The organism is Chryseobacterium sp. S0630, from assembly GCF_024158915.1.
GTDB lineage: Bacteria > Bacteroidota > Bacteroidia > Flavobacteriales > Weeksellaceae > Chryseobacterium.
Genome location: NZ_JAMZGF010000032.1, coordinates 1 through 20,105, shown reverse-complemented (window position 1 = coordinate 20,105; position 20,105 = coordinate 1). Strand labels below are relative to the sequence as shown.

Below are 20,105 nucleotides of genomic sequence, written 5' to 3'. Positions count from 1 at the left end.
ATAAAAATAAATTTCATATGATTTTACCCTAAACAAAAGGGTTTGGAAGGAGGAGAAATATTTTTTTTCAAAAAAAGATTAATTCTTGTGTAACATTTTTTAAAGGTTCGTCTCTAAAAGACAAATAAACTTTAAAACTTTAGAAATCATGAAAAAATTCACATTCCTTTTAATCATCATGTTATTTTTTTTAGCGGTATGCAATATATTTGGCCAACAAACAACTTATCCGTTTGAAGTGAAAAAAACCGGAAAAGGAAATCAGTCTTTACTATTCATTCCGGGATTTGCCTCTTCAGGTGATGTTTGGAACGAAACCACTGCAAAGTTTGAAAAAGATTTCACCTGTTATACTTTAACGATGGCTGGATTTGCCGGAACAAAACCACAGACAGATGCCAGCTTTAAAGACTGGGAAAAAAGTATTGCGGCTTACATCAAAAATAATAAAATTGACAAACCTATTCTTATCGGACATAGTATGGGAGGCGGTCTTGCCCTGGCTATTGCAGCCGATTATCCCGAACTTGTAGGTAAAATTATTATTGTAGATACTCTGCCCTGCCTGGCAGCCTTATCTGATCCTAATTTTACTTCTAAAGAAAACAATGACTGTTCGGCTACCATTACTCAGTTAACAGCAATGAATGATGAACAGTTCCGAAAAATGCAGACTCAGGCTATGCCACGTCTCATAGCCGATACTTCGATGCAGGAAACCGTGATCAACTGGAGCATGAAATCTGACCGAAAAACATTTGCTAAAATGTACTGCGATTTTTATAATACAGATCTCAGAGAGAAAATAAAAAACATCCAATGCCCTTCCCTTATTCTTTTGGAATCCTTTTTTGTTAACCTTAAACCCACTATTGAAGGGCAGTACAAAAATTTAAAGAATGCCAATATGCAGTATGCTTCAAAAGGATTACACTTCATTATGTACGATGATAAGGATTGGTATTTTAGCCAGCTTAACAACTTTTTATCTGTGAAATAATGGTTTTTGAAGAGATATACGAACTCTACTGGCAAAGGATATTCCGTTTATGCATGGGATATGTGAATGATACTGATATTGCTCAGGATCTTGCTCAGGAAACATTTATCATAGTCTGGCAGCAGCTCCCGAAATTCAGGAATGAATCCAGCGTAGGAACATGGATTTTCAGAATAGCTTCTAACAACTGTCTCCGACAGATTGAAAAGGAAAAGAAATTTGCCAAAACAGATTTACCCATCAACCTGGAAGAAAAAAAACAGGAATCTATGGAACCTCAGATTCAAATGCTCTATCAGTTTATTTCAGAGTTGCCCGAAACAGACAGAATTATTATTTCATTGGAACTGGAAGAGATAAAACAGGCTGAAATAGCCCATATCGTAGGACTTTCAGAGTCTAATATCAGGGTAAAGATTCACAGGATAAAAGAAAAACTAACGCAAAAGTTTAAAGACAATGGATACTAATATCGATTTCAAAAATATATGGAAGCAGCAAACTTCCAACAAACCCAATCTGGAAGAACTTCTTGGAAAACTGAAAAAATTCAGAAACCAGAACCTGCGCAAACTGATTCTCGTCAATGTGGCTTTAATCACCACCTCTATATTAATTGCTTTTATCTGGTACATTTACCAGCCTCAGATGATCACTACAAAAATTGGAATTGTACTTGTTATTCTGGCTATGGTAATCTTTCTTCTGGCCTATAACAAAATGTTTATGGTATTTTATAAGATTGATCAGACCCAATCGAACAGTGAATATCTTCAAAGTTTATACGTGGTAAAAAACAAACAGAAATGGATGGAGACCACGATACTCAATCTGTATTTTATGATGCTCTTTCTGGGAATTTGTTTTTATATGTATGAATACACATCGAGAATGGCCATTGGTTTTGGTATTCTAACGTATGTTATAACATGTGCATGGATCGCTTTCAACTGGTTTTACTTAAGGCCCCGAACCATAAAGAAACAACAGGAAAAACTTAACGAATTAATTAATAAATTTGAGGAGATCAATAATCAATTAAAAGAATCATGATTTCTTCTGACAACAAAAACCACTGGGAAAATGTATATGAAACCAAAAATCCTGATCAGGTAAGCTGGACCCAGAAAAAACCACAGACCTCCCTTGACTTTATTCTTTCTTCAGGATTGGGAAAAGATGCCAGCATCATTGATATTGGTGGTGGAGACAGCAACCTTGTTGATTTTCTTCTTGAGGAAGGATATGAAAATATTACAGTGCTTGATATTTCTGCCAAATCTCTGGAAAAGGCACAGGAAAGACTCGGAGATGCTGCCGGTAAAGTAAAATGGATTGTCACAGATATTACAGCCTTCTCTCCAACAGAAACCTATGACATCTGGCATGACAGAGCTGCTTTTCACTTTCTGACAACTCCGGAGCAGGTCTCAAAATACATCGATATTGCGGAGAAAAATGTAAACCATTTTATGATCATTGGAACTTTTTCGAAAAACGGCCCTACGAAATGCAGTGGATTGGATATTCAGCAGTATGACGAGGAATCATTATCAGAAAAATTTGAAAAAAACTTTAAAAAAGTACAGTGTATTACTGAAGATCACACCACTCCTTTTGAAACGGTTCAAAATTTTGTATTCTGCAGTTTTAAAAAGTAGTAATGAATTGTATGTAGTTAATTAAATATAAAAAAAGAGAGTCATTTCCGGCTCTCTTTTTTGTTTATTATCATTCCTTATGGGTTATGATTCTTTTTCTTCTTCCATTTCCACTTCATGGCGAAGCTGGGCTTTGTAAAGCGTGGCATAATATCCGTTTTTATCCAAAAGATCAAGGTGTTTTCCTTCTTCTACAATTTTACCATGCTCCATCACAATAATCTTATCAGCTTTTTCAATGGTAGAAAGTCTGTGGGCAATAATAATGGAAGTTCTGTTTTTGGTAATTTTTTCCGTAGCTCTCTGAATAAGCTTTTCACTTTCATGATCAATAGAAGAGGTAGCTTCATCCAGAATTAAAATTTTCGGATCTGATAAATAAGCTCTCAGGAAAGACAACAATTGTCTCTGCCCTAAAGAAATAGACGAACCTCTTTCGCTTACTACATAATCATATCCTCCAGGAAGCTGTTCAATAAACTGATCTACTTCAATTTCTCTGGCTCCTGCTTTTATCTTCTCCAACGTGATGCTATCATCTCCAAAAGCAAGATTTTCAAAAATACTTCCGTGGAAAAGGAACACATCCTGTAATACCACTCCGATATGACTTCTGAGATTATAAAGTTCATAATCTTTTAAATCCACATCATCAATCAGAATATTTCCGGAGTTGATATCATATAATCTTGTAATCAAACTGATAATGGTAGATTTTCCGGCACCTGTTGCTCCTACAATCGCGACGGTTTCTCCCGGATTTACTTTGAAATCAATTCCTTTCAATACTTCCTGCTTTTCATCATACGCAAAATGTACTTTCTGGAATTCAATTTTTCCGGCAAAATGATCTTTCTTCACCGTTCCGTTATTCGGCATTGAGTTTTCTTCATCCATCAATCCCAATACTCTTTCTGCTCCTACAATTCCTCGCTGGATATTGTTGAAACGGTCTGCAATCTGTCTCAAAGGACGGATCAGCATTGAAATATACTGGATAAAAGCAATCACCACTCCGGCACTGATCGTAATATATCCTCCATAGAAAAGGATAAAACCGATGAATAATGAAGAAATAAGTTCCACTACAGGAAAAAACAGTGAGAAAATAAATACAGTTCTCAGCAATGCTCCCTTCAGCGTAATATTGATATCATCAAATTTTTTGAACTCAGATTCCTGTCTGTTGAAGACCTGAATAATTGACATTCCTGCCAGTCTTTCCTGAACAAATGAGTTTTGATTGGCTGTCCAGTTTCTTTCATCTCCAAAAGCTTTTTTCAGTCTTTTCTGAAAGAATCTCGTAATCAATACCATTAAAGGTAAAATAGCCAGTGTAATATAACTCAGGTGAACATTGGTACTGAACATCATCACCAGTACAAACAGAATTCTCAGAATATCTCCGAATACCATCAGGAATCCGTCTGTATATACTGTAGCAATGGTTTCCACATCTCCTACAGCACGCGTCACCAACTGCCCGATAGGCGTTTTGTCAAAAAATGAAGTTTTGAAATAAATCAGTTTAGCATATAAACGCTCTCTGATATCCCTGATCACATTCTGCGAGATGAAATTTGAAAAATAAACCAGGAAAAAGTTTAATATAGTTTCTGCAAACACCAATCCCACAAGAATGTAGATGTGTTTCATCATCAAAGCCTTATCATGCAGCTTTGTAATATCATTATCCACTACCTGCATAGTAAGATATGGCCTGTAAGTAGAAACGATGGAAAGGAATATGGAAATGATAAGGGTAAGGATGAACCAAGAACGAAATTTCATTCCGATAAAGAACAGCCTTTTTATAATTCCCCAGGTATCTTGTTTTTTCATTGTACGAATCGAAAGAAAGAATTAAAATAAAATTCTATGCAAAAATAAGACATTATAACCGTACTGCCTTTACAACTTTTGCAAATCGTCATAGAAAATATAAGATACCTACCATTTACAATATGAATATATTAAGCATTCTTTTGTATCCAGCCCAGTACGTATTCCGCTACTTCTTCCCAGTTTTTTTCACCACAGATGAAATGACTTCTCCCTGCAAACTCTTTAAAATCAACAATGCTGCCAGGATCTTTATAAGCTCCTGCTATCTTCTTTGAAAATGCTGCCGGAAAAATATGATCATTAGAACCTGCAATAAACAGTAGTGGTTGATGGGGCTTTTTTAGATCTAGTTTTGCAGAAGCTTTAAACAAAGGATCTTTGGCCAGTTTTCTGCTTTCAGGAACAGCTACTGTTTCATACAGTTTATCACTTTCTTCTTTTGAATAATTATTGAAAAAGGCTTTATGATACCATTCTTTTGTTCCAAGATACGGACTGTTTCCTTTGAAAAAATTCACCACCGGCCATACGATTTTAATCGTAGAAAAAGGAGCCATCACATTTTTTGGAGGAGCACCATCAATACTTACTCCGGCAGCAGCTTTTCCCATATCAATAAGTTTCTGAACCATAAGTCCTCCAAAAGAATGCCCGATTACAATAGGTTTTTCAGGAAGACTGTCTATCAGCTTTACCAGATTGTTTACGGTATCATCAAATCCTACATGACGAAGTTCTCCCGGAATATTATTCTTTAAATGAACAGGATTTCCTTCATGTCCAGGATTGGAAGGTGTATGTACTGTATATCCCTGAGCTTCAAAATAGGTTTTCCATTCTTTCCAGCTTGTATTATTCACAAATAACCCATGAATTAATACGATTGTTTTTGTTTTCATAATTTTTACTTTTTTGTATTGTTAAATTGATGAAACAAATTTCCGTAGATAAAATGACGAAAACTTTAACTCAGGTTAAAATCGTACTATTTCCCTGAAATTCTTTTCCTTATCCTACTCAGAGAAGGTCCCTGAATGCCCAGATAAGAAGAAATATGATACAGCGGAACATTGCTGAAAATATCCGGATGTTCTTTCATAAGATCCAGATAGCGTTCTTCCGGAGACTTTAATAAAAACCCCTCTACCCTTGTCATGGTAATATTAAATGCTGCCTGTGCCATAAGCCGCCCGAATTTTTCCCATTGATGCGACTGCTGATAAAGCGAAAGTAAATCGGTATGCCGGATAAAAATAATGGAGGCATCCGTAAGAGCCTGTGTAAAATAATCACATGGAATCTGATTCAGAAAACTTTTAAAAGGAACAACAAAGCCATTGGCAGAATACAGAAAAACATTCTTCTCTTCTCCGGTATCTCCATTAATAACGTAAGAACGGAAAACTCCATCAACAATAAACCCCAAATAAGAACATACATTTCCCTGAAGATTATAAAAATCTCCTTTTTTATATTCCTTAGGAAGCCAAAATTGTTCAGACAATCTGAAATCTTCTTCTGAAAGTCCGGCAAAATGATGTAATGCGAAGGCTAGTTTTTCAATTTCAGTCATGGTTATTTTTTAGTATCCCTTACATTATTTAAAAATAATCTTAATTTCTGATACTAAAAAGAGAAATGTTACTGATCAATAGTCTTCCCTATTTCTTCAATTTCGATGGTTTTTGCCGGTCTTTCTTTTATAAACTTGTTTTCAAGGAGTTTATAAACACCCCAAACGGCAACAATAGAGATGAGCCAACCTACCATATTCACTCCGGAAAAACCTGTGTAATTTACATTATCTACGGACTCAGGATCTGTCATTCCCAAATACACACCGTAACTCATACCTAAGACTAATTGAGTTCCCAGATAAATTCCGATAGCCAAAAGACCGTAATGCCACTTTGTTTTCCCAAACCTTTCTGCTAATTGTGCATAATATCGGTAGGCACCGATAAGAATAAAAATTGATAACATGATTATTATTTTTGTTTTTAGTTTTTATTTAAAATTCGTACCCCACATCTACCAGATACAACCCGTGTCCCGGTGCTGAAGTACCTGCTGCGTTGCGGTTTTTATCTTCAATCACTTTACGAAGATCTTCAGGTTTCAGTTTTCCTGTTCCTATTTCCACCATTGTTCCTACAATAGCACGAACCATATTTCTGAGAAAACGATTGGCAGAAACGGTAAATTTCAATTCCGTTCCGTTCTGTTCCCATTCTGCTTTGTAGATTTTGCAGATATTCGTTTTGTTGTCTGTTTTTAATTTAGCAAAACTTGTGAAATCTTCATATTCAAAGAGAATTTTACAGGCCTCATTCATCGCATCCATATCCAGAGATCTTTTCCAGTGCTGCCATGCAGATTCCTGAGTGAACGGATTTTTTTCCAGTGAGATAAAATATTCGTAAGTTCTGTACGTCGCATCAAAACGGGCGTGAAAATCCTCTTTTACCGGGAAAATTCTTTTAATAGAAATATCAGGGGGCAGAAAACTGTTCAGTCTTCGTGGAAATTGATCATCCAATTCCTTTTCCGTATCAAAATGGGCAAATATTTTTTTGGCATGAACTCCTGTATCTGTTCTTCCCGCACCTGTAGTTTTTATCTCTTCGCGCAAAATGGTAGACAGCGCCTTTTCCAGTTCTTCCTGTACAGAAATAGCATCCGGCTGTATCTGGTAGCCGAAATAATTCTTTCCGTTGTAAGAAAATTCAATAAAGTATCTCAATGTATTGTAATAACTCCACAAAAATACTTTAATTTAACGAAATATTTGTTGAAAAGTCTTTGAGAATATTACTCCAAATGCTTATGAAAATTCCTATTTTTGCAATCGTATGAAAAGATGGTACCTTTATCCTTTTTCCCTCGGTTATCATTTGGTAACGGGTATCCGGAACACAATGTATGATCTGGGAGTTTTTAAGTCGACAAAATTCAAGACACCGATAATCAATGTCGGAAACCTTTCTGTGGGCGGAAGCGGGAAGTCACCCATGGTGATGTATCTTGCCCAGTTCTTATCCAAACATTACAGAACCGGAGTACTTTCACGTGGTTATGGAAGGCTAACCAAAGGCTATGAAGTAACAAATTACGAAAGCAACTACAAAATGGTGGGAGACGAAGCGATGCAGCTTTTTGAACGTTTTAAAAACCGTTTCGTAATTGCCGTTTCAGAAGAACGTGTTCCTGGTGCCAAAAAAGTGATTGATGATATGGATCTTGAAGTTCTGGTACTGGATGATGCTATGCAGCACAGAGCAATCAAAGCCGGATTCAATATTCTGATGACTGATTTTAATGATCCGTTTTTCAAGGATTACCTTCTTCCTGCCGGAGACCTGAGAGAATCAAGAGCAGGATATAAAAGAGCCAATATCATCATGGTCAGCAAATGTCCTGATGAACTTACTGAGGAAACCAAAAGATATTATATCTCAAGAATAAGACCTTCTTACGGACAGAAAGTATTCTTTTCATCCATTGGCTATGACGAAAATGTGTACGGAAAAGATAAAATGCTTCCGGATAACAACCTGAATTATTATGATATTTTACTGATCACCGGAATTGCGAATCCTAAACCGCTTCTGGAACATCTGGCAAAATTCTCAAAAAGGGTGAAACATTTAAAATTCAGAGATCATCATAATTTCACGGATGATGATATTAAAAAAATCCTTGCCGAATACAAAAAATTAGGAGAATATAAACTGATATTAACCACAGAGAAAGACTACGTACGTCTGAAAACTTTTGACTATCTTAGAGAAATTGTTTACTACTGGCCTATCAATGTACTTATTGATAAGAAAGAAGAATTCAATCAAATCATCTTAGATTATGTTAGAAAAAATTAAAGAGACTGCAGATTTTATTAAAAATATTATTCAGGAAACCCCTGATTTTGCAGTTGTTTTAGGATCCGGACTTGGGAAATTACAAAATGAAGTAGAACCGATCCATGTTTTAGAGTACAAAGACATTCCTCATTTTCCACAGACTACAGTGGCCGGACACACCGGAAAACTGATTTACGGAATCCTGGAAGGGAAAAAAGTACTGATGATGAGCGGACGTTTCCATTATTATGAAGGACATTCTATGGAAACGGTGACTTTCCCGATAAGAGTTTTTCATGCACTGGGAATTCAAAATCTTATTCTTTCCAATGCCTGCGGTGGCGTAAACCCAGCTTACAGCGTTGCAGATATTGTCATCCTGAAAGATCATATCAACATGATGCCTGAGCATCCTTTACGCGGAAAAAATATTGATGAGCTCGGACCACGTTTTGTGGATATGAGCGAGCCTTACAACAAAAAAATGATTGCTACTGCAGAACAGGCTGCTGCAGATCACCAAATAAAAATCCATCAGGGAGTTTATGTTGCCCTTCAGGGACCAACTTTTGAAACACCGGCCGAATATGGTATGATCAAAGCTATCGGTGGTGATATGGTAGGAATGAGTACCGTTCCGGAAGTCATTGTTGCCAGACATATGGGAATGGATGTTTTCTGTATTTCCGTTATTACGGATCTTGGCGGGCCGGATGTCGCTTTTGCCGTTTCTCACGAAGAAGTTTTAAACGCTGCCAACAAAGCAATGCCCAACGTAATTGCCGTTGTCAAAGGTTTGATTAAAAATTACCAGTAAATATAACCCTATATTACAACTGAAGACATAACATTCCCCTCCTCTGGAGGGGTGGCAAAAATTTAAAGAATTTTTGACGGGGTGGTTTACCCGTTCCCACTCTCCTCCCTAATAGAATTCATCAATATTATAAATTTTTACTAATTCCAAAGAAATCAATCTCAGATTGCCATTCATTGTTTAGATTTGTACCCATGAAATTGTACGAGATGAGAAAGTTGATATTACTATTGATGATGGGTATTTTTGGGATAAGCTATTCACAAAAAGTCCCAACGGTCCTGAAAACAGGATTTTCAAAAGAAGCTTTACAACAGAAACTGGAAGATGAAGATGGGAAAACCATTACCATCCAGCAAATTCTGAATCAGCATAAAGGAAAAGTTTTAGTAATTGATTTCTGGGCGGGCTGGTGTAGAGATTGTTTAAATGCACTTCCAAAAGCTAAAGAATTAGAAGAAAATAACAAGAATATTGATTTTGTATTTCTATCATTAGACCGTTCAAAAGAAGGGTTTGAAAAAAGTCTTGAAAGATTTGATATGAAACACAAAGAAAACTATTGGTTTTCTACAGGTTGGAAAAATGATTTTAATAACTATATAGATCTTAACTGGATTCCAAGATATATGGTAATTGACCAGAAATCTTCTATTGCAAAATATTACGCAATATCTCCCGAAGATCCTGAACTTCAGCAAACCATAGACAAGCTTTTAAAATAACTGTCATTTATTTTAATCCGAAAAAATATACAAAACTCATTGGAATCATTAACTTTTTCAATGAGTTTTAAAATTTCAGATAGATATCACCATGATCACAAGAGAAGCCACAGAACAGGATTTAGCAATCCTTTTAGAATTTGAACAGGGAGTTGTTACTGCCGAAAGACCGTTCAACAGTACCCTGATTGAAGGAGAGATTCATTATTATGATTTAAAACATCTGATACAATCTCCGGAAGCTACCGTAATTGTTGCCGAAGAGAATAATGAAATCATTGCATCAGGATATGCTTTGATTAAGAAAGCAGCAAAAGATTATTATCAGTTTAAAGAATATGCCTATCTCGGTTTTATGTATGTAAAACCTGAACACAGAGGAAAGGGAATCAATAAAGTGATTACTGATGAACTTATTTCCTGGTCAAAATCAAGAGGAATTAGCGAGGTAAGACTTGATGTCTACGCACAAAATGAATCTGCCATAAAAGCGTATGAAAAAGCAGGTTTTGAACCTCATCTTCTCACCATGAGACTGAAGGCGTAAAATGCAGGAAGCGGGAAGATTGAAGCTGGAAGTAGTTTATGTACCAAGAATAGCCTGTGAGTTTTTTTAATTAATTTTCAATAAACAGGTCATCAATTTCCATATAGCCCTCATTAACTTCAAACTTCCATCATATAAAAAAATTTACCGTCAATAAAGGAATCCATATCTTTGCATATGGATTTTTCTTTGCCTCTTCGTAAAATTATTCATGTGGACATGGATGCATTCTATGCTTCTGTGGAGCAGCATGATAATCCTACGTTGAAAGGTAAGCCAATAGCCGTAGGCGGGCAGCATCGTGGTGTAGTGGCAGCCGCAAGCTATGAAGCCAGAAAATTTGGTGTCCGTTCTGCAATGCCCAGTAAAACAGCCAAAGAAAAATGTCCCCATCTTATTTTTGTTCCTCCCCGATTTGCCCGATACAAAGAGATCTCCAAAAAGATCCGGGAAATTTTCTATGAATATACGGATCTGGTAGAACCTCTGTCTCTGGATGAAGCTTATCTGGATGTCACCGAAAATAAAAAGGGAATGGAATCTGCCAACCTCATCGCTAAAGAAATCCGTCAGAAAATTTTTGAACAAACCGGATTAACAGCTTCAGCAGGTATTTCCGTCAACAAATTTTTAGCTAAAGTAGCTTCCGATATTAATAAACCGAACGGCCAGAAAACCATCCATCCTGATAAAATGGAGCACTTTCTGGAAGAATTGCCTGTGGAAAAATTTTATGGTGTAGGAAAAGTGACAGCTAATAAAATGTTTAGTTTAGGAATTTATAAAGGAAAAGATTTAAAGAAAAGATCGCTTGAAGATCTGATCAAACTTTTCGGAAAGTCTGGCAATCATTATTATAATGTGGTACGCGGAATTCATACTTCTGAAGTAAAACCTCATCGGATTCAGAAAAGTGTGGCCGTGGAAAGAACTTTTTTTGAGGATCTTTTAGATGAACAGCAAATCAATGAAAAGCTGGAAAGCCTTGCAGAGGAAATTCATCAAAGGCTACAGAAACATAATATTCTTGGTAGAACTTTAACGTTAAAAATAAAATACAAAGACTTTTCTCTTTTCACAAGAAGCATCACTAGGGAAAATTATTTTTCGTCGCCCGAACAGTATTATAACACCGGAAAAAAACTTTGGGAACTTCGTCCTTTTGATAAAGCTGTCCGCCTTCTCGGATTGTCTCTCTCCCACCTTAATACGGAAGAAAAAAAGCAGGTTTCCGTTCAACTAAAAATCCCGTTTGAGGAATTCGAAAATGAATAGATGATATTTTTTTGCTACCTTGTATCTACCAAATCAGCAAATCTATGAACCCAACCATGATCCAGTTTTTCCACTGGTATTCTGAAGGAGACGGAAAATTGTGGAAAGAAGCCGAAAAGCAGGCCAGATATTTAGCAAAACTTGGAATTACTTCTGTATGGTTTCCTCCTGCCTACAAAGGGACAAATGGTGGTTATTCTATTGGCTATGATGCCTACGACCTCTATGATCTTGGAGAATTTGATCAAAAAGGAACCATTCCTACCAGATACGGTACAAAAAACGACTATACAAAAGCCATTAAAGCCTTAAAGAAACAAAATATACAGATCATTGTAGATATCGTTCTTGGACATAAAGCCGGAGGTGATGAACTGGAAAAATTCAAAGTGGTAAAAGTAGATGAGGAAAACAGGGAAAAAGTGATTTCCGATGTTATCGAAATAGAATCTTACACTAAATTCACCTTTCCCGGCAGAGGAAAAAAATATTCAGATTTTGAATGGAATTTCACCTGTTTCAGCGGTGTAGATTATGCTGAAGGAATGGATTCTCACATTTATAAAATACAGTCAGAATACGGAAATGACTGGGAGGAAATGATTGATGATGAAAAGGGAAATTATGATTACCTGATGTATAATGATATTGAGCACCGGAATCCTTTTGTTCGGGAAGAGCTCAATACCTGGGCAAAATGGTATTTTGATCAGACCGATTTTGATGGGGTAAGACTGGATGCTTTAAAACATATTTCTTTTGATTTTTACAAAGAATGGCTTACGCTGCTTCGTTCCAATTCCGGAAAAAATATTTTCGCAGTAGGAGAATACTGGGCTCCGGGATATCTTCATCTGCTCCAAAAATATATAGAAGTAACGGATGGCTGCATGAGTCTTTTCGACAGTTCGTTACAGAATAATTTTCATACAGCTTCCAGAGAAGGTGATTCTTATGATCTCCGAAGGATTTTTGATGAAACCCTTACTCAGGCAGATCCTATGCATTCTGTAAGCTTGGTAGCCAATCATGACACTCAGCCATTACAGGATCTTGAAGCTCCTGTAGAGCCATGGTTCAAACCTATTGCTTATGCCCTTATTTTATTGAGAAAAGACGGATATCCTTGTGTATTTTACCCCGATCTTTATGGAGCTCATTATGTGGATAAAGACAGAGAGGGTAATGATCAGGAAATATTTATGCCTAAAATAGACGGCATTGAAGAGTTATTAAAAGCAAGGAAAGATCATGCTTATGGTGATCAGCATGATTATTTTGAGGATGCCAATTGTCTCGGCTGGGTACGTACGGGAGATGATGAACATACAGGATGTGCCGTAGTTCTGAGCAATAAAGATTCTTACAACAAACCTATGGAAATGGGAGCGTTGTATGCCGGAAAAAAATTCAAAGATCTGCTGAAAAGATTCAAAGAAAAAGTAACGATTGATGAAAACGGATGGGGAGATTTCCCTGTTCCGGCGGGAAATGTAAGCGTTTGGATTCCTGAGTGATATCAATTTACCAGAAACCCTTGTCAAGGTTTAAAACCTTGACAAGGGTCATCATTTTATCAGCAAGTTTTAATTTAGCAATAAATATATCTACAATTCCAAACATCGATAGCCCATTCACAACATTGACCATCTTCTGTGGAAGTACAGCATACTTTACCCCAATTTAAATCTCCTGCTTTTAAACTTTTTAATTCCTGACGGTTCAGTTTTTTTACTTTGATTTCTTTGTGCGTTTTCATAATTGTTATTTTTTATGGTTTAGTTATTAAATATACATTAAAAATTACAATTATGAATAAACATTCAACACCAACTTCTCGATTTAGCATATATAATTTTCATTATTAAAGATAAATATTGAGAATATGATGAACCACCCCGTCAAAAATTCTTTGAATTTTTGCCACCCCTCCAAAGGATGGGAATGTTTACGTCTTCAGTTGGGATATTTGTTAAGATTAGAAATTTGATAGATAGATATGGATGGAGCTACATTTTTCGGAGTTCCAGAATTTCCGGTCTTTCAGAGGTGTCGGATATTTTTCCGGTGCGGGCAAATTCAGCCCAGAGGAATCTCAGCTTTTTACCATTCTCATGAATACGGCTCCAGGGAATATCTTTCAACAATTCGGAAGACTTCCAGGCTGATTCATTCCCGAAAATTAAAGGAAGATCAATACAATGCGGTGCACCAATATGATTATCTTTCAATTTTGAATGAATTCTGAAGAGATAGACATTTCCTCCTGCATCCGCCAGATTCTGAGCAAACTGCATGGCTGGATTTCCGTAGATCAATGCTGTGGTTTTTTCCACCGTTTTATCCATAATTTTTAAACCGAATCCTTTTCCGAAATATTTATTTAAAGCTTCTGAGGTTTTAAGATAAAATGCCGTTTCATCATTATTTAAACCAATCAGGACATCGTATTTCTGAGCATTTTTTTTCCACATATCTACAGACTCTTCTTCTTTACACAAAGGGAAATGTCCGTACTGAGTTCCAAAAGGCATTGCTGCTTTCAAACCGTATCTTATCACAGAGGGTACAAATTTTCCGTATTCATCCATCATTTTTAAAACATCTGGATCATCTTTCAAAAATTCTGTTTTTTTCAGAAATTCTGCCGACATCTTCTGTCTTTTATGACGTAATCCTAAGGGAGCACTCTGGATAATTACACGCTGGAATAAATCCTCCACTCCTTCCGAGATCATTAAATGAGCAATAGCATCCCCTCCTGAAGACTGCCCGAGAAGGGTAATATTATTTTCATCACCTCCCAGATCTGCAATATTGTTTTTAATCCACTTTAAAGCTTCAATGATATCCAGTAAACCAAGATTAGCAGGTCTTTTTTCATCGCCACCTAAAAAACCAAATAATCCTAACCGATATGAAACAGTAACTACAATAATATGTTGCTCTCTCACCCATTCTCCTGGATTGGCAGTGGCAAGATCTCCACAGCCTATTTCATGAGAACCTCCGTGAATCCAGACTACAACAGCAAGTTTTTCATTTTCAGAAATGACTTCCGGGCGGGTTATGGAAAGGTATTGGGTAGATTCATCAGGCTCGAAACTTTCAACAGGTGTCGTTCCAATCATTTTTTCTACAAGCGGACTTAAAGTCTGCGGACAGACCGGAGTTTTTTCCGGAGAAATAATTATGGAAGATAAGGAAGCTTCTGCAGCAACTGGTTTTTTAAATCTTTCAGAATGGGCATAGCGGATACTTCTGGCTCTGATAATTCCATTTTCTTTTAATGCTAAGATTTTTCCGAAACGGGTTTCGAAAATAGTGGTATTCTGCTGATTGGGTGTCATCTTTAAAACTGTGAAAACTTTTCTCTTTAAATTTAATTATTTAAACACAAATCTCACCAATATTCACTCATTATCATAGTGTCATTTGTGATAAAAATTAGTGCTATTCGTGTTGAAAAAAATCTAACCACTAATTTCACAAATATGAGCACTAATATCCACAAACTATTATTGTCTTATTCGTGAAAAAAAATAGTGTCATTCGTGTTGAAAAAAATCTAACCACTAATTTCAAAAATATGAGCACTAATATCCACAAACTATTATTGTCTTATTCGTGAAAAAAAATAGTGCCATTCGTATTGAAAAAAATCTAAACACAAATTCCACAAATATGAGCACTAATATCCACAAACTATTATTGTCTTATTCGTGAAAAAAAATAGTGCCATTCGTGTTAAAAAAAATCTAAACACAAATTCCACAAATATGAGCACTAATATCCACAAACTATTATTGTCTTATTCGTGAAAAAATTAGTGCCATTCGTGTTGAAAAAAATCTAACCACTAATTTCACAAATATGAGCACTAATATCCACTAATAATTATGGTGTTATTCGTGAAAAAAATTAGTGCTATTCGTGTTGAAAAAAATCTAACCACTAATTTCACAAATATGAGCACTAATATTCACAAATCATCATAGTGTCATTTGTGATAAAAATTAGTGCAATTAGTGTTGAAAAAAATCTAAACACAAATTTCACAAATATGAGCACTAATATTCACAAACCATTATTGTGTTATTCGTGAAAAAAATTAGTGCCATTCGTGTTGAAAAAAATCTAAACACAAATTCCACAAATATGAGCACTAATATCCACTAATAATTATGATGTCATTCGTGTTGAAAAAACTAGTTCAGGATTTTATATTCACTCGGAGAGATCCCCACTTTAGTTTTGAACAACCTCGTAAAATGCTGTGGATATTTAAAGCCCAGATCATAGGATATTTCACTGATTGTTTTTGCCTGATCCAGAATCTGTTCTTTGGCTATATCGATAAGCTTATTGTGGATAAATTCCTGTGCGGAAATTCCCAGTTCTTTTTTAATCAGATCTCCGAAATAATTGGCAGACAGATTCAATTTTTCTGCGAAGTAGTTCACCATAGGGAAACCTATATTTTTTGGATTTTCAGATTTTAAATAATCATCTACCAGATTTTCAAATTTCCCGATGACTCCCTGATTGATATGATCTCTTGTAATAAACTGACGGTCATAGAAACGCATACAGTAATTCAGAAAAAGCTCAATATTATTAACAATTAAAGATTTACTGTGTTTATCAATGGCCTGCCCCAGCTCCAGTTTAATATTTTTAAAGCAATCCAGCACCACCTCCCTTTCTTTTTCTGAGAGATGAAGTGCTTCATGTACATCATACGAGAAAAATGAATAGTCTTTGATATTCTTCCCTAGGTTGGTTCCTTTTATTAAATCCGGATGAAAAATCAGAGCAAAACCTACGGGCTGAACAAATCTGTCTTTATTATAAATTCCATAGGTCTGACCGGGAGCAATAAAAACCAATGTTCCTTCCTGATAATCGTAGCTGTGTTTTCCATACTGCATGTCTCCACACATGACGTCTTTCAGAAAAACGGTATAAAACCCAAATTTTCTTCTATACTGGCAAATAGGATCAGACTTGGAAAAATCAATGATACTTACCAGCGGATGCAGGGTTTCATGATTCGCCATTTTATTATATTCTGTTACCGTATTATAGATTTCAACCTCCTGATTTTCCATGAAGTATATTTTTATTACTATTCAAAATTACCACTTTCATTTGTAACTAAAATGATGTCGGTAAAATTGGTAAGTAATTCGGTAATCTGTATAAGTTTTGTTTAAGTGAAAGTTTCGACTTTTGTACCGTTATGGAAACTTTTAATACCAACATTTTTCCGAAAGGGGAAAAGGCTCCTTCAGATTATTTCTCTGGAGGAATAGCATGGGTTCATATTCTGAAACCCAATGAAGACAACCTGAACTGCCAGATCGGGAATGTGATTTTCGAACCTGGATGCAGAAATAACTGGCATTCACACGGAGGTGGACAGATTTTAATCGTAACTGCAGGAAAAGGATATTATCAGGAAAAAGGAAAACCTGTACAGATTTTAAACCCTGGAGATATTGTTAATATTCCTCCTGATGTTATCCATTGGCATGGAGCCGCTCCTGATAATGATTTAACCCATATTGCCATTAACACTAATACTCAAAACGGGATTGTAGAATGGATGGAGCCTGTCACGGATGAAGAATATAATAATATATAACCCTAAATAAACTAAATATAAAAATGAGTACAATCACAGTAAAAGCTTATGGTGCAGAGTCTACCACGGCAGATCTGAAAGAAATGAATATTGAGAGAAGAGAGGTAACCGCAAAAGATGTAGAGATTGAAATTCTATATTGTGGAGTTTGCCACTCTGATCTTCATACCGCAAGAAATGACTGGGGCGGATCTTTGTATCCTGTAGTTCCGGGACATGAAATTGTAGGAAGAATTACAAAAGTGGGAAGTGAAGTTTCCAAATTTAAAGTTGGAGATCTTGCAGGTGTAGGATGTATTGTAGATTCTTGTGGACACTGCGACAGCTGTCAGCATGATCTTGAACAATATTGCCTGAATGGCTTCACCGGAACATACAACGGAAAGGATAAACATTTGGGAGGTCATACTTTTGGAGGATATTCTCAAAAAGTAGTAGTGGATTCTCACCACGTTTTAAAAGTACCTGAAAACCTTGATCTGGCAGCAGTAGCTCCACTTCTTTGTGCAGGTATTACTACATGGTCACCTTTAAAACACTGGAATGTAGGTCCCGGTTCTAAAGTAGCTGTTGTAGGCTTGGGAGGTCTTGGTCACATGGCAATTAAACTGGCAAAAGGACTGGGAGCTGAAGTTACCTTATTCTCCAGAACTCCGGGGAAAACTGAAGATGCAAAACAATTGGGTGCTGATCATGTAGTGATTTCTACGGATGAATCACAAATGGATTCTGTAAAAGGAAAATTCGATGTGATTATTGATACAGTTCCTTATGTACATGACGTTAATCCGTATGTGGCTACTTTAAATATCAATGGAACTCATGTTCTAGTAGGATATCTTGGAGGTTTAGAACCTATACTGAATACAGTTCCTATGATTATGGGAAGAAAATCAGTGGCGGGTTCAGTAATCGGTGGTATTGCGGAAACTCAGGAATTACTGGATTTCTGTGGAGAGCACAATATTGTTTCGGAAATTGAAATGATCAACATGCAGGACATCAACGAAGCGTATGAAAGAATGCTGAAAAGTGATGTAAGATACCGTTTCGTTATTGATATGCAGTCTTTATAATTCTTTGATAGAATATTAACAGAAACAGGCTCTTCGGATTGAAGAGCCTGTTTTTATTTTTTCAGGTTTTGGCTAAAAGCATTCTGATCCTGATTGGTGATATATCTGTTTCCTTCGACACATTGGATGTCATTTCTTTCCATATCCTGAAAAGCCCATGCTGCCATGGCATCAATCACGGGGGCCAGTTCATTCCCTGCTTCGCTCAGTTTATAAGTCACATGAGGTGGTACTACAGGTTTTGCTGTTCGGATAATGAGTCCGTCTGTTTCAAGCTGTTTCAAATGCTGGATAAGCATTTTTTCCGTTACGGCAGGAATTGCTTTTTTCAATTCACTGTATCTTTTTTCTCCTGTGGAAAGATTAAACAGGATAATCGGTTTCCAGAATCCTCCAATTCTTTCCATAACGTACATTACAGGACAATCCTGCACGTTTTTTTTATTCTCCTGAATAGTTGAACTTTCTTTGATAGCTGTCATATCTACATACTTTAGGGTAAGTACTTGTATAAAAGTAAGTACAAATATAACTTTGTTCCCAGAAATAAAAAAATATTTACATATGAAAATTATAATCACAGGATCACTAGGAAATGTAGCTAAACCATTAGCACAACAGTTAATTGCCGAAGGACATCATATTACTGTAATAAGCAGCAGCGATGCCAGAAAACAGGATATTGAATCTCTGGGGGCAGCGCCAGCTATAGGGTCTATTAAAGACGTTCAGTTCTTAACCCAAACATTCGAAGGAGCGGATGCTGTTTTTGTAATGACTCCTCCAGCAATCAGCCCGGATAAAATTGTGGAAAACACGACCAATGCCGGAAAAAATTATGCTGAAGCTTTAAAAAATGCCAATGTAAAAAGAGCTGTCATGTTAAGCAGCGTTGGTGCTGAATCTCCTGTAGAAAATGGCCCGATTGCAGGGCTTCACAATATTGAAAAAATATATAATGAAGTAGAGAACACTTCTTTTACTTTTTTAAGAGCCGGATATTTTTATAACAATTTTTTCAATGATATTCCTTTAATTCAAAATGCTGGAATCATTGGAGGAAATTATCCTGCAGATATTGAAGTACCCATTGTACACCCTAATGATATTGCCAAAGCAGCTGCTGAAGAACTGGTAAAAGATGAAAATACCAACACTATCAGATATATTGTAAGTGACGTAAGAAAAGCTTCTGACTTTGCTAAAGTTCTGGGAACTTCTGTTGATAAACCTGAGCTTCCATGGGTAGAATTCTCTGATGAAGATTCTTTAAACGGAATGCTTCAGGCAGGATTACCTGAAGATATGGCTAAGTTGTATGTTGAAATGGGAAGAGGAATAAGAACTGGTGTTGTACAGAAGGATTTTATTGATCATGGTTCTCCGGTTACAGGAAGTGTTAAGTTAGAAGATTTTGCAAAAGAATTTTCTTCTCAGTTTTAATTCCTAAGTCAATTTAAAAAACGAGTTTCGGGGGGGGGGGGGGGGGGGGGGGGGGGGGGGGGGGGGGTTGTTTTTTTGTTTTTGTTTTTTTTTTTTTTTTTTTTTTTTTTTTTTTTTTTTTTTTTTTTTTTATTTTTTTTTTTTTTTTTTTTTTTTTTTTTTTTTTTTTTTTTTTTTTTTTTTTTTTTTTTTTTTTTTTTTTTTTTTTT

23 protein-coding genes are annotated in these 20,105 nt (G+C 36.1%); 13 read left to right on the top strand and 10 right to left on the bottom strand.

All coding sequences use genetic code 11. The annotated features are described in order from the left end of the window. Positions 1-148: 148 nt before the first annotated feature. Genes NK356_RS14585 through NK356_RS14570 form a run of 4 tightly spaced genes read left to right on the top strand, consistent with a single transcriptional unit; the run spans position 149 to position 2,661 of the window. Positions 149-1,000: an alpha/beta fold hydrolase gene (locus NK356_RS14585; RefSeq protein WP_253317310.1), complete on the top strand. Its 852-nt coding sequence runs from the start codon at positions 149-151 to the stop codon at positions 998-1,000. Then, on the top strand, positions 1,000-1,470 hold the full coding sequence (locus tag NK356_RS14580) for an RNA polymerase sigma factor (RefSeq protein ID WP_034696183.1): 471 nt from the start codon (positions 1,000-1,002) through the stop codon (positions 1,468-1,470). Before NK356_RS14585 ends, NK356_RS14580 begins: the two co-directional genes overlap by 1 nt. After that, positions 1,460-2,053, top strand: coding sequence for a hypothetical protein (locus NK356_RS14575; protein WP_253317309.1), 594 nt, complete (start codon positions 1,460-1,462; stop codon positions 2,051-2,053). The genes NK356_RS14580 and NK356_RS14575 overlap by 11 nt, the downstream gene beginning before the upstream one ends. Next, complete coding sequence (locus NK356_RS14570) at positions 2,050-2,661, top strand: class I SAM-dependent methyltransferase (protein WP_034696185.1); 612 nt, start codon at positions 2,050-2,052, stop codon at positions 2,659-2,661. The genes NK356_RS14575 and NK356_RS14570 overlap by 4 nt, the downstream gene beginning before the upstream one ends. Positions 2,662-2,745: 84 nt before the next feature. Here NK356_RS14570 and NK356_RS14565 read toward each other — a convergent pair whose 3' ends face one another. The 5 genes from NK356_RS14565 to truA form a co-directional block, all read right to left on the bottom strand. Further along, the gene (locus NK356_RS14565; protein WP_034696186.1) at positions 2,746-4,503 is read right to left on the bottom strand and encodes an ABC transporter ATP-binding protein; all 1,758 of its coding nucleotides are present in this window, start codon (positions 4,501-4,503) and stop codon (positions 2,746-2,748) included. 131 nt (positions 4,504-4,634) lie between these two features. Next, positions 4,635-5,405, bottom strand: coding sequence for a carboxylesterase (locus tag NK356_RS14560; RefSeq protein ID WP_034696187.1), 771 nt, complete (start codon positions 5,403-5,405; stop codon positions 4,635-4,637). An 86-nt stretch (positions 5,406-5,491) separates the two neighbouring features. Beyond that, positions 5,492-6,079, bottom strand: coding sequence for a Crp/Fnr family transcriptional regulator (locus NK356_RS14555; protein WP_034696189.1), 588 nt, complete (start codon positions 6,077-6,079; stop codon positions 5,492-5,494). A 68-nt stretch (positions 6,080-6,147) separates the two neighbouring features. Continuing rightward, positions 6,148-6,489: a hypothetical protein gene (locus NK356_RS14550; RefSeq protein ID WP_034696191.1), complete on the bottom strand. Its 342-nt coding sequence runs from the start codon at positions 6,487-6,489 to the stop codon at positions 6,148-6,150. A 28-nt stretch (positions 6,490-6,517) separates the two neighbouring features. Continuing rightward, positions 6,518-7,249: a tRNA pseudouridine(38-40) synthase TruA gene (gene truA / locus NK356_RS14545; RefSeq protein WP_253317308.1), complete on the bottom strand. Its 732-nt coding sequence runs from the start codon at positions 7,247-7,249 to the stop codon at positions 6,518-6,520. Positions 7,250-7,358: 109 nt separating this feature from the next. Between truA and lpxK the strand changes: the two genes are divergently transcribed. From lpxK to NK356_RS14515, 6 genes are all read left to right on the top strand, one after another. After that, complete coding sequence (gene lpxK / locus NK356_RS14540; RefSeq protein WP_034696194.1) at positions 7,359-8,384, top strand: tetraacyldisaccharide 4'-kinase; 1,026 nt, start codon at positions 7,359-7,361, stop codon at positions 8,382-8,384. Beyond that, positions 8,368-9,183 (top strand): purine-nucleoside phosphorylase, encoded by an 816-nt coding sequence (locus NK356_RS14535; protein WP_034696195.1) that lies wholly within the window; start codon positions 8,368-8,370, stop codon positions 9,181-9,183. The genes lpxK and NK356_RS14535 overlap by 17 nt, the downstream gene beginning before the upstream one ends. Positions 9,184-9,392: 209 nt before the next feature. Next, positions 9,393-9,908 (top strand): thioredoxin family protein, encoded by a 516-nt coding sequence (locus NK356_RS14530; protein WP_034696196.1) that lies wholly within the window; start codon positions 9,393-9,395, stop codon positions 9,906-9,908. 91 nt (positions 9,909-9,999) lie between these two features. Beyond that, entirely contained in the window at positions 10,000-10,455 is a 456-nt protein-coding gene (locus tag NK356_RS14525; RefSeq protein WP_034696197.1) for a GNAT family N-acetyltransferase, read from the top strand. A gap of 177 nt (positions 10,456-10,632) precedes the next feature. Continuing rightward, on the top strand, positions 10,633-11,730 hold the full coding sequence (dinB, locus tag NK356_RS14520) for a DNA polymerase IV (protein ID WP_034696198.1): 1,098 nt from the start codon (positions 10,633-10,635) through the stop codon (positions 11,728-11,730). A 44-nt stretch (positions 11,731-11,774) separates the two neighbouring features. Then, complete coding sequence (locus NK356_RS14515; protein WP_253317307.1) at positions 11,775-13,247, top strand: alpha-amylase; 1,473 nt, start codon at positions 11,775-11,777, stop codon at positions 13,245-13,247. A gap of 74 nt (positions 13,248-13,321) precedes the next feature. On the opposite strand, the gene NK356_RS14510 is transcribed toward NK356_RS14515, so the two are convergent. The 3 genes from NK356_RS14510 to NK356_RS14500 all read right to left on the bottom strand — a co-directional run bounded on the left by NK356_RS14510 (position 13,322) and on the right by NK356_RS14500 (position 16,841). Beyond that, entirely contained in the window at positions 13,322-13,489 is a 168-nt protein-coding gene (locus NK356_RS14510; protein ID WP_156106453.1) for a hypothetical protein, read from the bottom strand. 250 nt (positions 13,490-13,739) lie between these two features. Beyond that, positions 13,740-15,080, bottom strand: a complete 1,341-nt coding sequence (locus tag NK356_RS14505; RefSeq protein WP_253317306.1) for a carboxylesterase family protein — start codon at positions 15,078-15,080, stop codon at positions 13,740-13,742. Positions 15,081-15,938: 858 nt separating this feature from the next. Further along, the gene (locus tag NK356_RS14500) at positions 15,939-16,841 is read right to left on the bottom strand and encodes an AraC family transcriptional regulator (protein ID WP_253317305.1); all 903 of its coding nucleotides are present in this window, start codon (positions 16,839-16,841) and stop codon (positions 15,939-15,941) included. A 131-nt stretch (positions 16,842-16,972) separates the two neighbouring features. Here NK356_RS14500 and NK356_RS14495 point away from each other — a divergent pair, with 131 nt between their 5' ends. Beyond that, positions 16,973-17,377 (top strand): cupin domain-containing protein, encoded by a 405-nt coding sequence (locus NK356_RS14495; RefSeq protein ID WP_253317304.1) that lies wholly within the window; start codon positions 16,973-16,975, stop codon positions 17,375-17,377. A gap of 23 nt (positions 17,378-17,400) precedes the next feature. Further along, positions 17,401-18,453 carry an NAD(P)-dependent alcohol dehydrogenase gene (locus tag NK356_RS14490; RefSeq protein WP_034696203.1) on the top strand — a complete coding sequence of 351 codons (1,053 nt, stop codon included), beginning with the start codon at positions 17,401-17,403 and terminating at the stop codon, positions 18,451-18,453. Between the two features lie 53 nt (positions 18,454-18,506). Here NK356_RS14490 and NK356_RS14485 read toward each other — a convergent pair whose 3' ends face one another. Continuing rightward, positions 18,507-18,935, bottom strand: a complete 429-nt coding sequence (locus NK356_RS14485; RefSeq protein WP_051934337.1) for a helix-turn-helix domain-containing protein — start codon at positions 18,933-18,935, stop codon at positions 18,507-18,509. 82 nt (positions 18,936-19,017) lie between these two features. Between NK356_RS14485 and NK356_RS14480 the strand changes: the two genes are divergently transcribed. Beyond that, positions 19,018-19,896 (top strand): NAD(P)H-binding protein, encoded by an 879-nt coding sequence (locus NK356_RS14480; protein ID WP_253317303.1) that lies wholly within the window; start codon positions 19,018-19,020, stop codon positions 19,894-19,896. Between the two features lie 8 nt (positions 19,897-19,904). Here the strand turns inward: NK356_RS14480 and NK356_RS14475 are convergent. Further along, positions 19,905-20,105: hypothetical protein (locus NK356_RS14475; protein WP_253317302.1), on the bottom strand; the 201-nt coding region annotated here is incomplete at its 5' end.

Coding starts and splice junctions, on each gene's coding strand:
- NK356_RS14500 (WP_253317305.1), bottom strand. CDS start 16,841: ATGGAAAATCAGGAGGTTGAAATCTATAATACGGTAACAGAATATAAT.
- NK356_RS14490 (WP_034696203.1), top strand. CDS start 17,401: ATGAGTACAATCACAGTAAAAGCTTATGGTGCAGAGTCTACCACGGCA.
- NK356_RS14530 (WP_034696196.1), top strand. CDS start 9,393: ATGAGAAAGTTGATATTACTATTGATGATGGGTATTTTTGGGATAAGC.
- NK356_RS14575 (WP_253317309.1), top strand. CDS start 1,460: ATGGATACTAATATCGATTTCAAAAATATATGGAAGCAGCAAACTTCC.
- NK356_RS14565 (WP_034696186.1), bottom strand. CDS start 4,503: ATGAAAAAACAAGATACCTGGGGAATTATAAAAAGGCTGTTCTTTATC.
- NK356_RS14480 (WP_253317303.1), top strand. CDS start 19,018: ATGAAAATTATAATCACAGGATCACTAGGAAATGTAGCTAAACCATTA.
- NK356_RS14495 (WP_253317304.1), top strand. CDS start 16,973: ATGGAAACTTTTAATACCAACATTTTTCCGAAAGGGGAAAAGGCTCCT.
- NK356_RS14515 (WP_253317307.1), top strand. CDS start 11,775: ATGAACCCAACCATGATCCAGTTTTTCCACTGGTATTCTGAAGGAGAC.
- dinB (WP_034696198.1), top strand. CDS start 10,633: ATGGATTTTTCTTTGCCTCTTCGTAAAATTATTCATGTGGACATGGAT.
- NK356_RS14585 (WP_253317310.1), top strand. CDS start 149: ATGAAAAAATTCACATTCCTTTTAATCATCATGTTATTTTTTTTAGCG.
- NK356_RS14570 (WP_034696185.1), top strand. CDS start 2,050: ATGATTTCTTCTGACAACAAAAACCACTGGGAAAATGTATATGAAACC.
- NK356_RS14505 (WP_253317306.1), bottom strand. CDS start 15,080: ATGACACCCAATCAGCAGAATACCACTATTTTCGAAACCCGTTTCGGA.
- lpxK (WP_034696194.1), top strand. CDS start 7,359: ATGAAAAGATGGTACCTTTATCCTTTTTCCCTCGGTTATCATTTGGTA.
- NK356_RS14485 (WP_051934337.1), bottom strand. CDS start 18,935: ATGACAGCTATCAAAGAAAGTTCAACTATTCAGGAGAATAAAAAAAAC.
- NK356_RS14555 (WP_034696189.1), bottom strand. CDS start 6,079: ATGACTGAAATTGAAAAACTAGCCTTCGCATTACATCATTTTGCCGGA.
- NK356_RS14525 (WP_034696197.1), top strand. CDS start 10,000: ATGATCACAAGAGAAGCCACAGAACAGGATTTAGCAATCCTTTTAGAA.
- NK356_RS14535 (WP_034696195.1), top strand. CDS start 8,368: ATGTTAGAAAAAATTAAAGAGACTGCAGATTTTATTAAAAATATTATT.
- NK356_RS14510 (WP_156106453.1), bottom strand. CDS start 13,489: ATGAAAACGCACAAAGAAATCAAAGTAAAAAAACTGAACCGTCAGGAA.
- NK356_RS14580 (WP_034696183.1), top strand. CDS start 1,000: ATGGTTTTTGAAGAGATATACGAACTCTACTGGCAAAGGATATTCCGT.
- NK356_RS14560 (WP_034696187.1), bottom strand. CDS start 5,405: ATGAAAACAAAAACAATCGTATTAATTCATGGGTTATTTGTGAATAAT.
- NK356_RS14550 (WP_034696191.1), bottom strand. CDS start 6,489: ATGTTATCAATTTTTATTCTTATCGGTGCCTACCGATATTATGCACAA.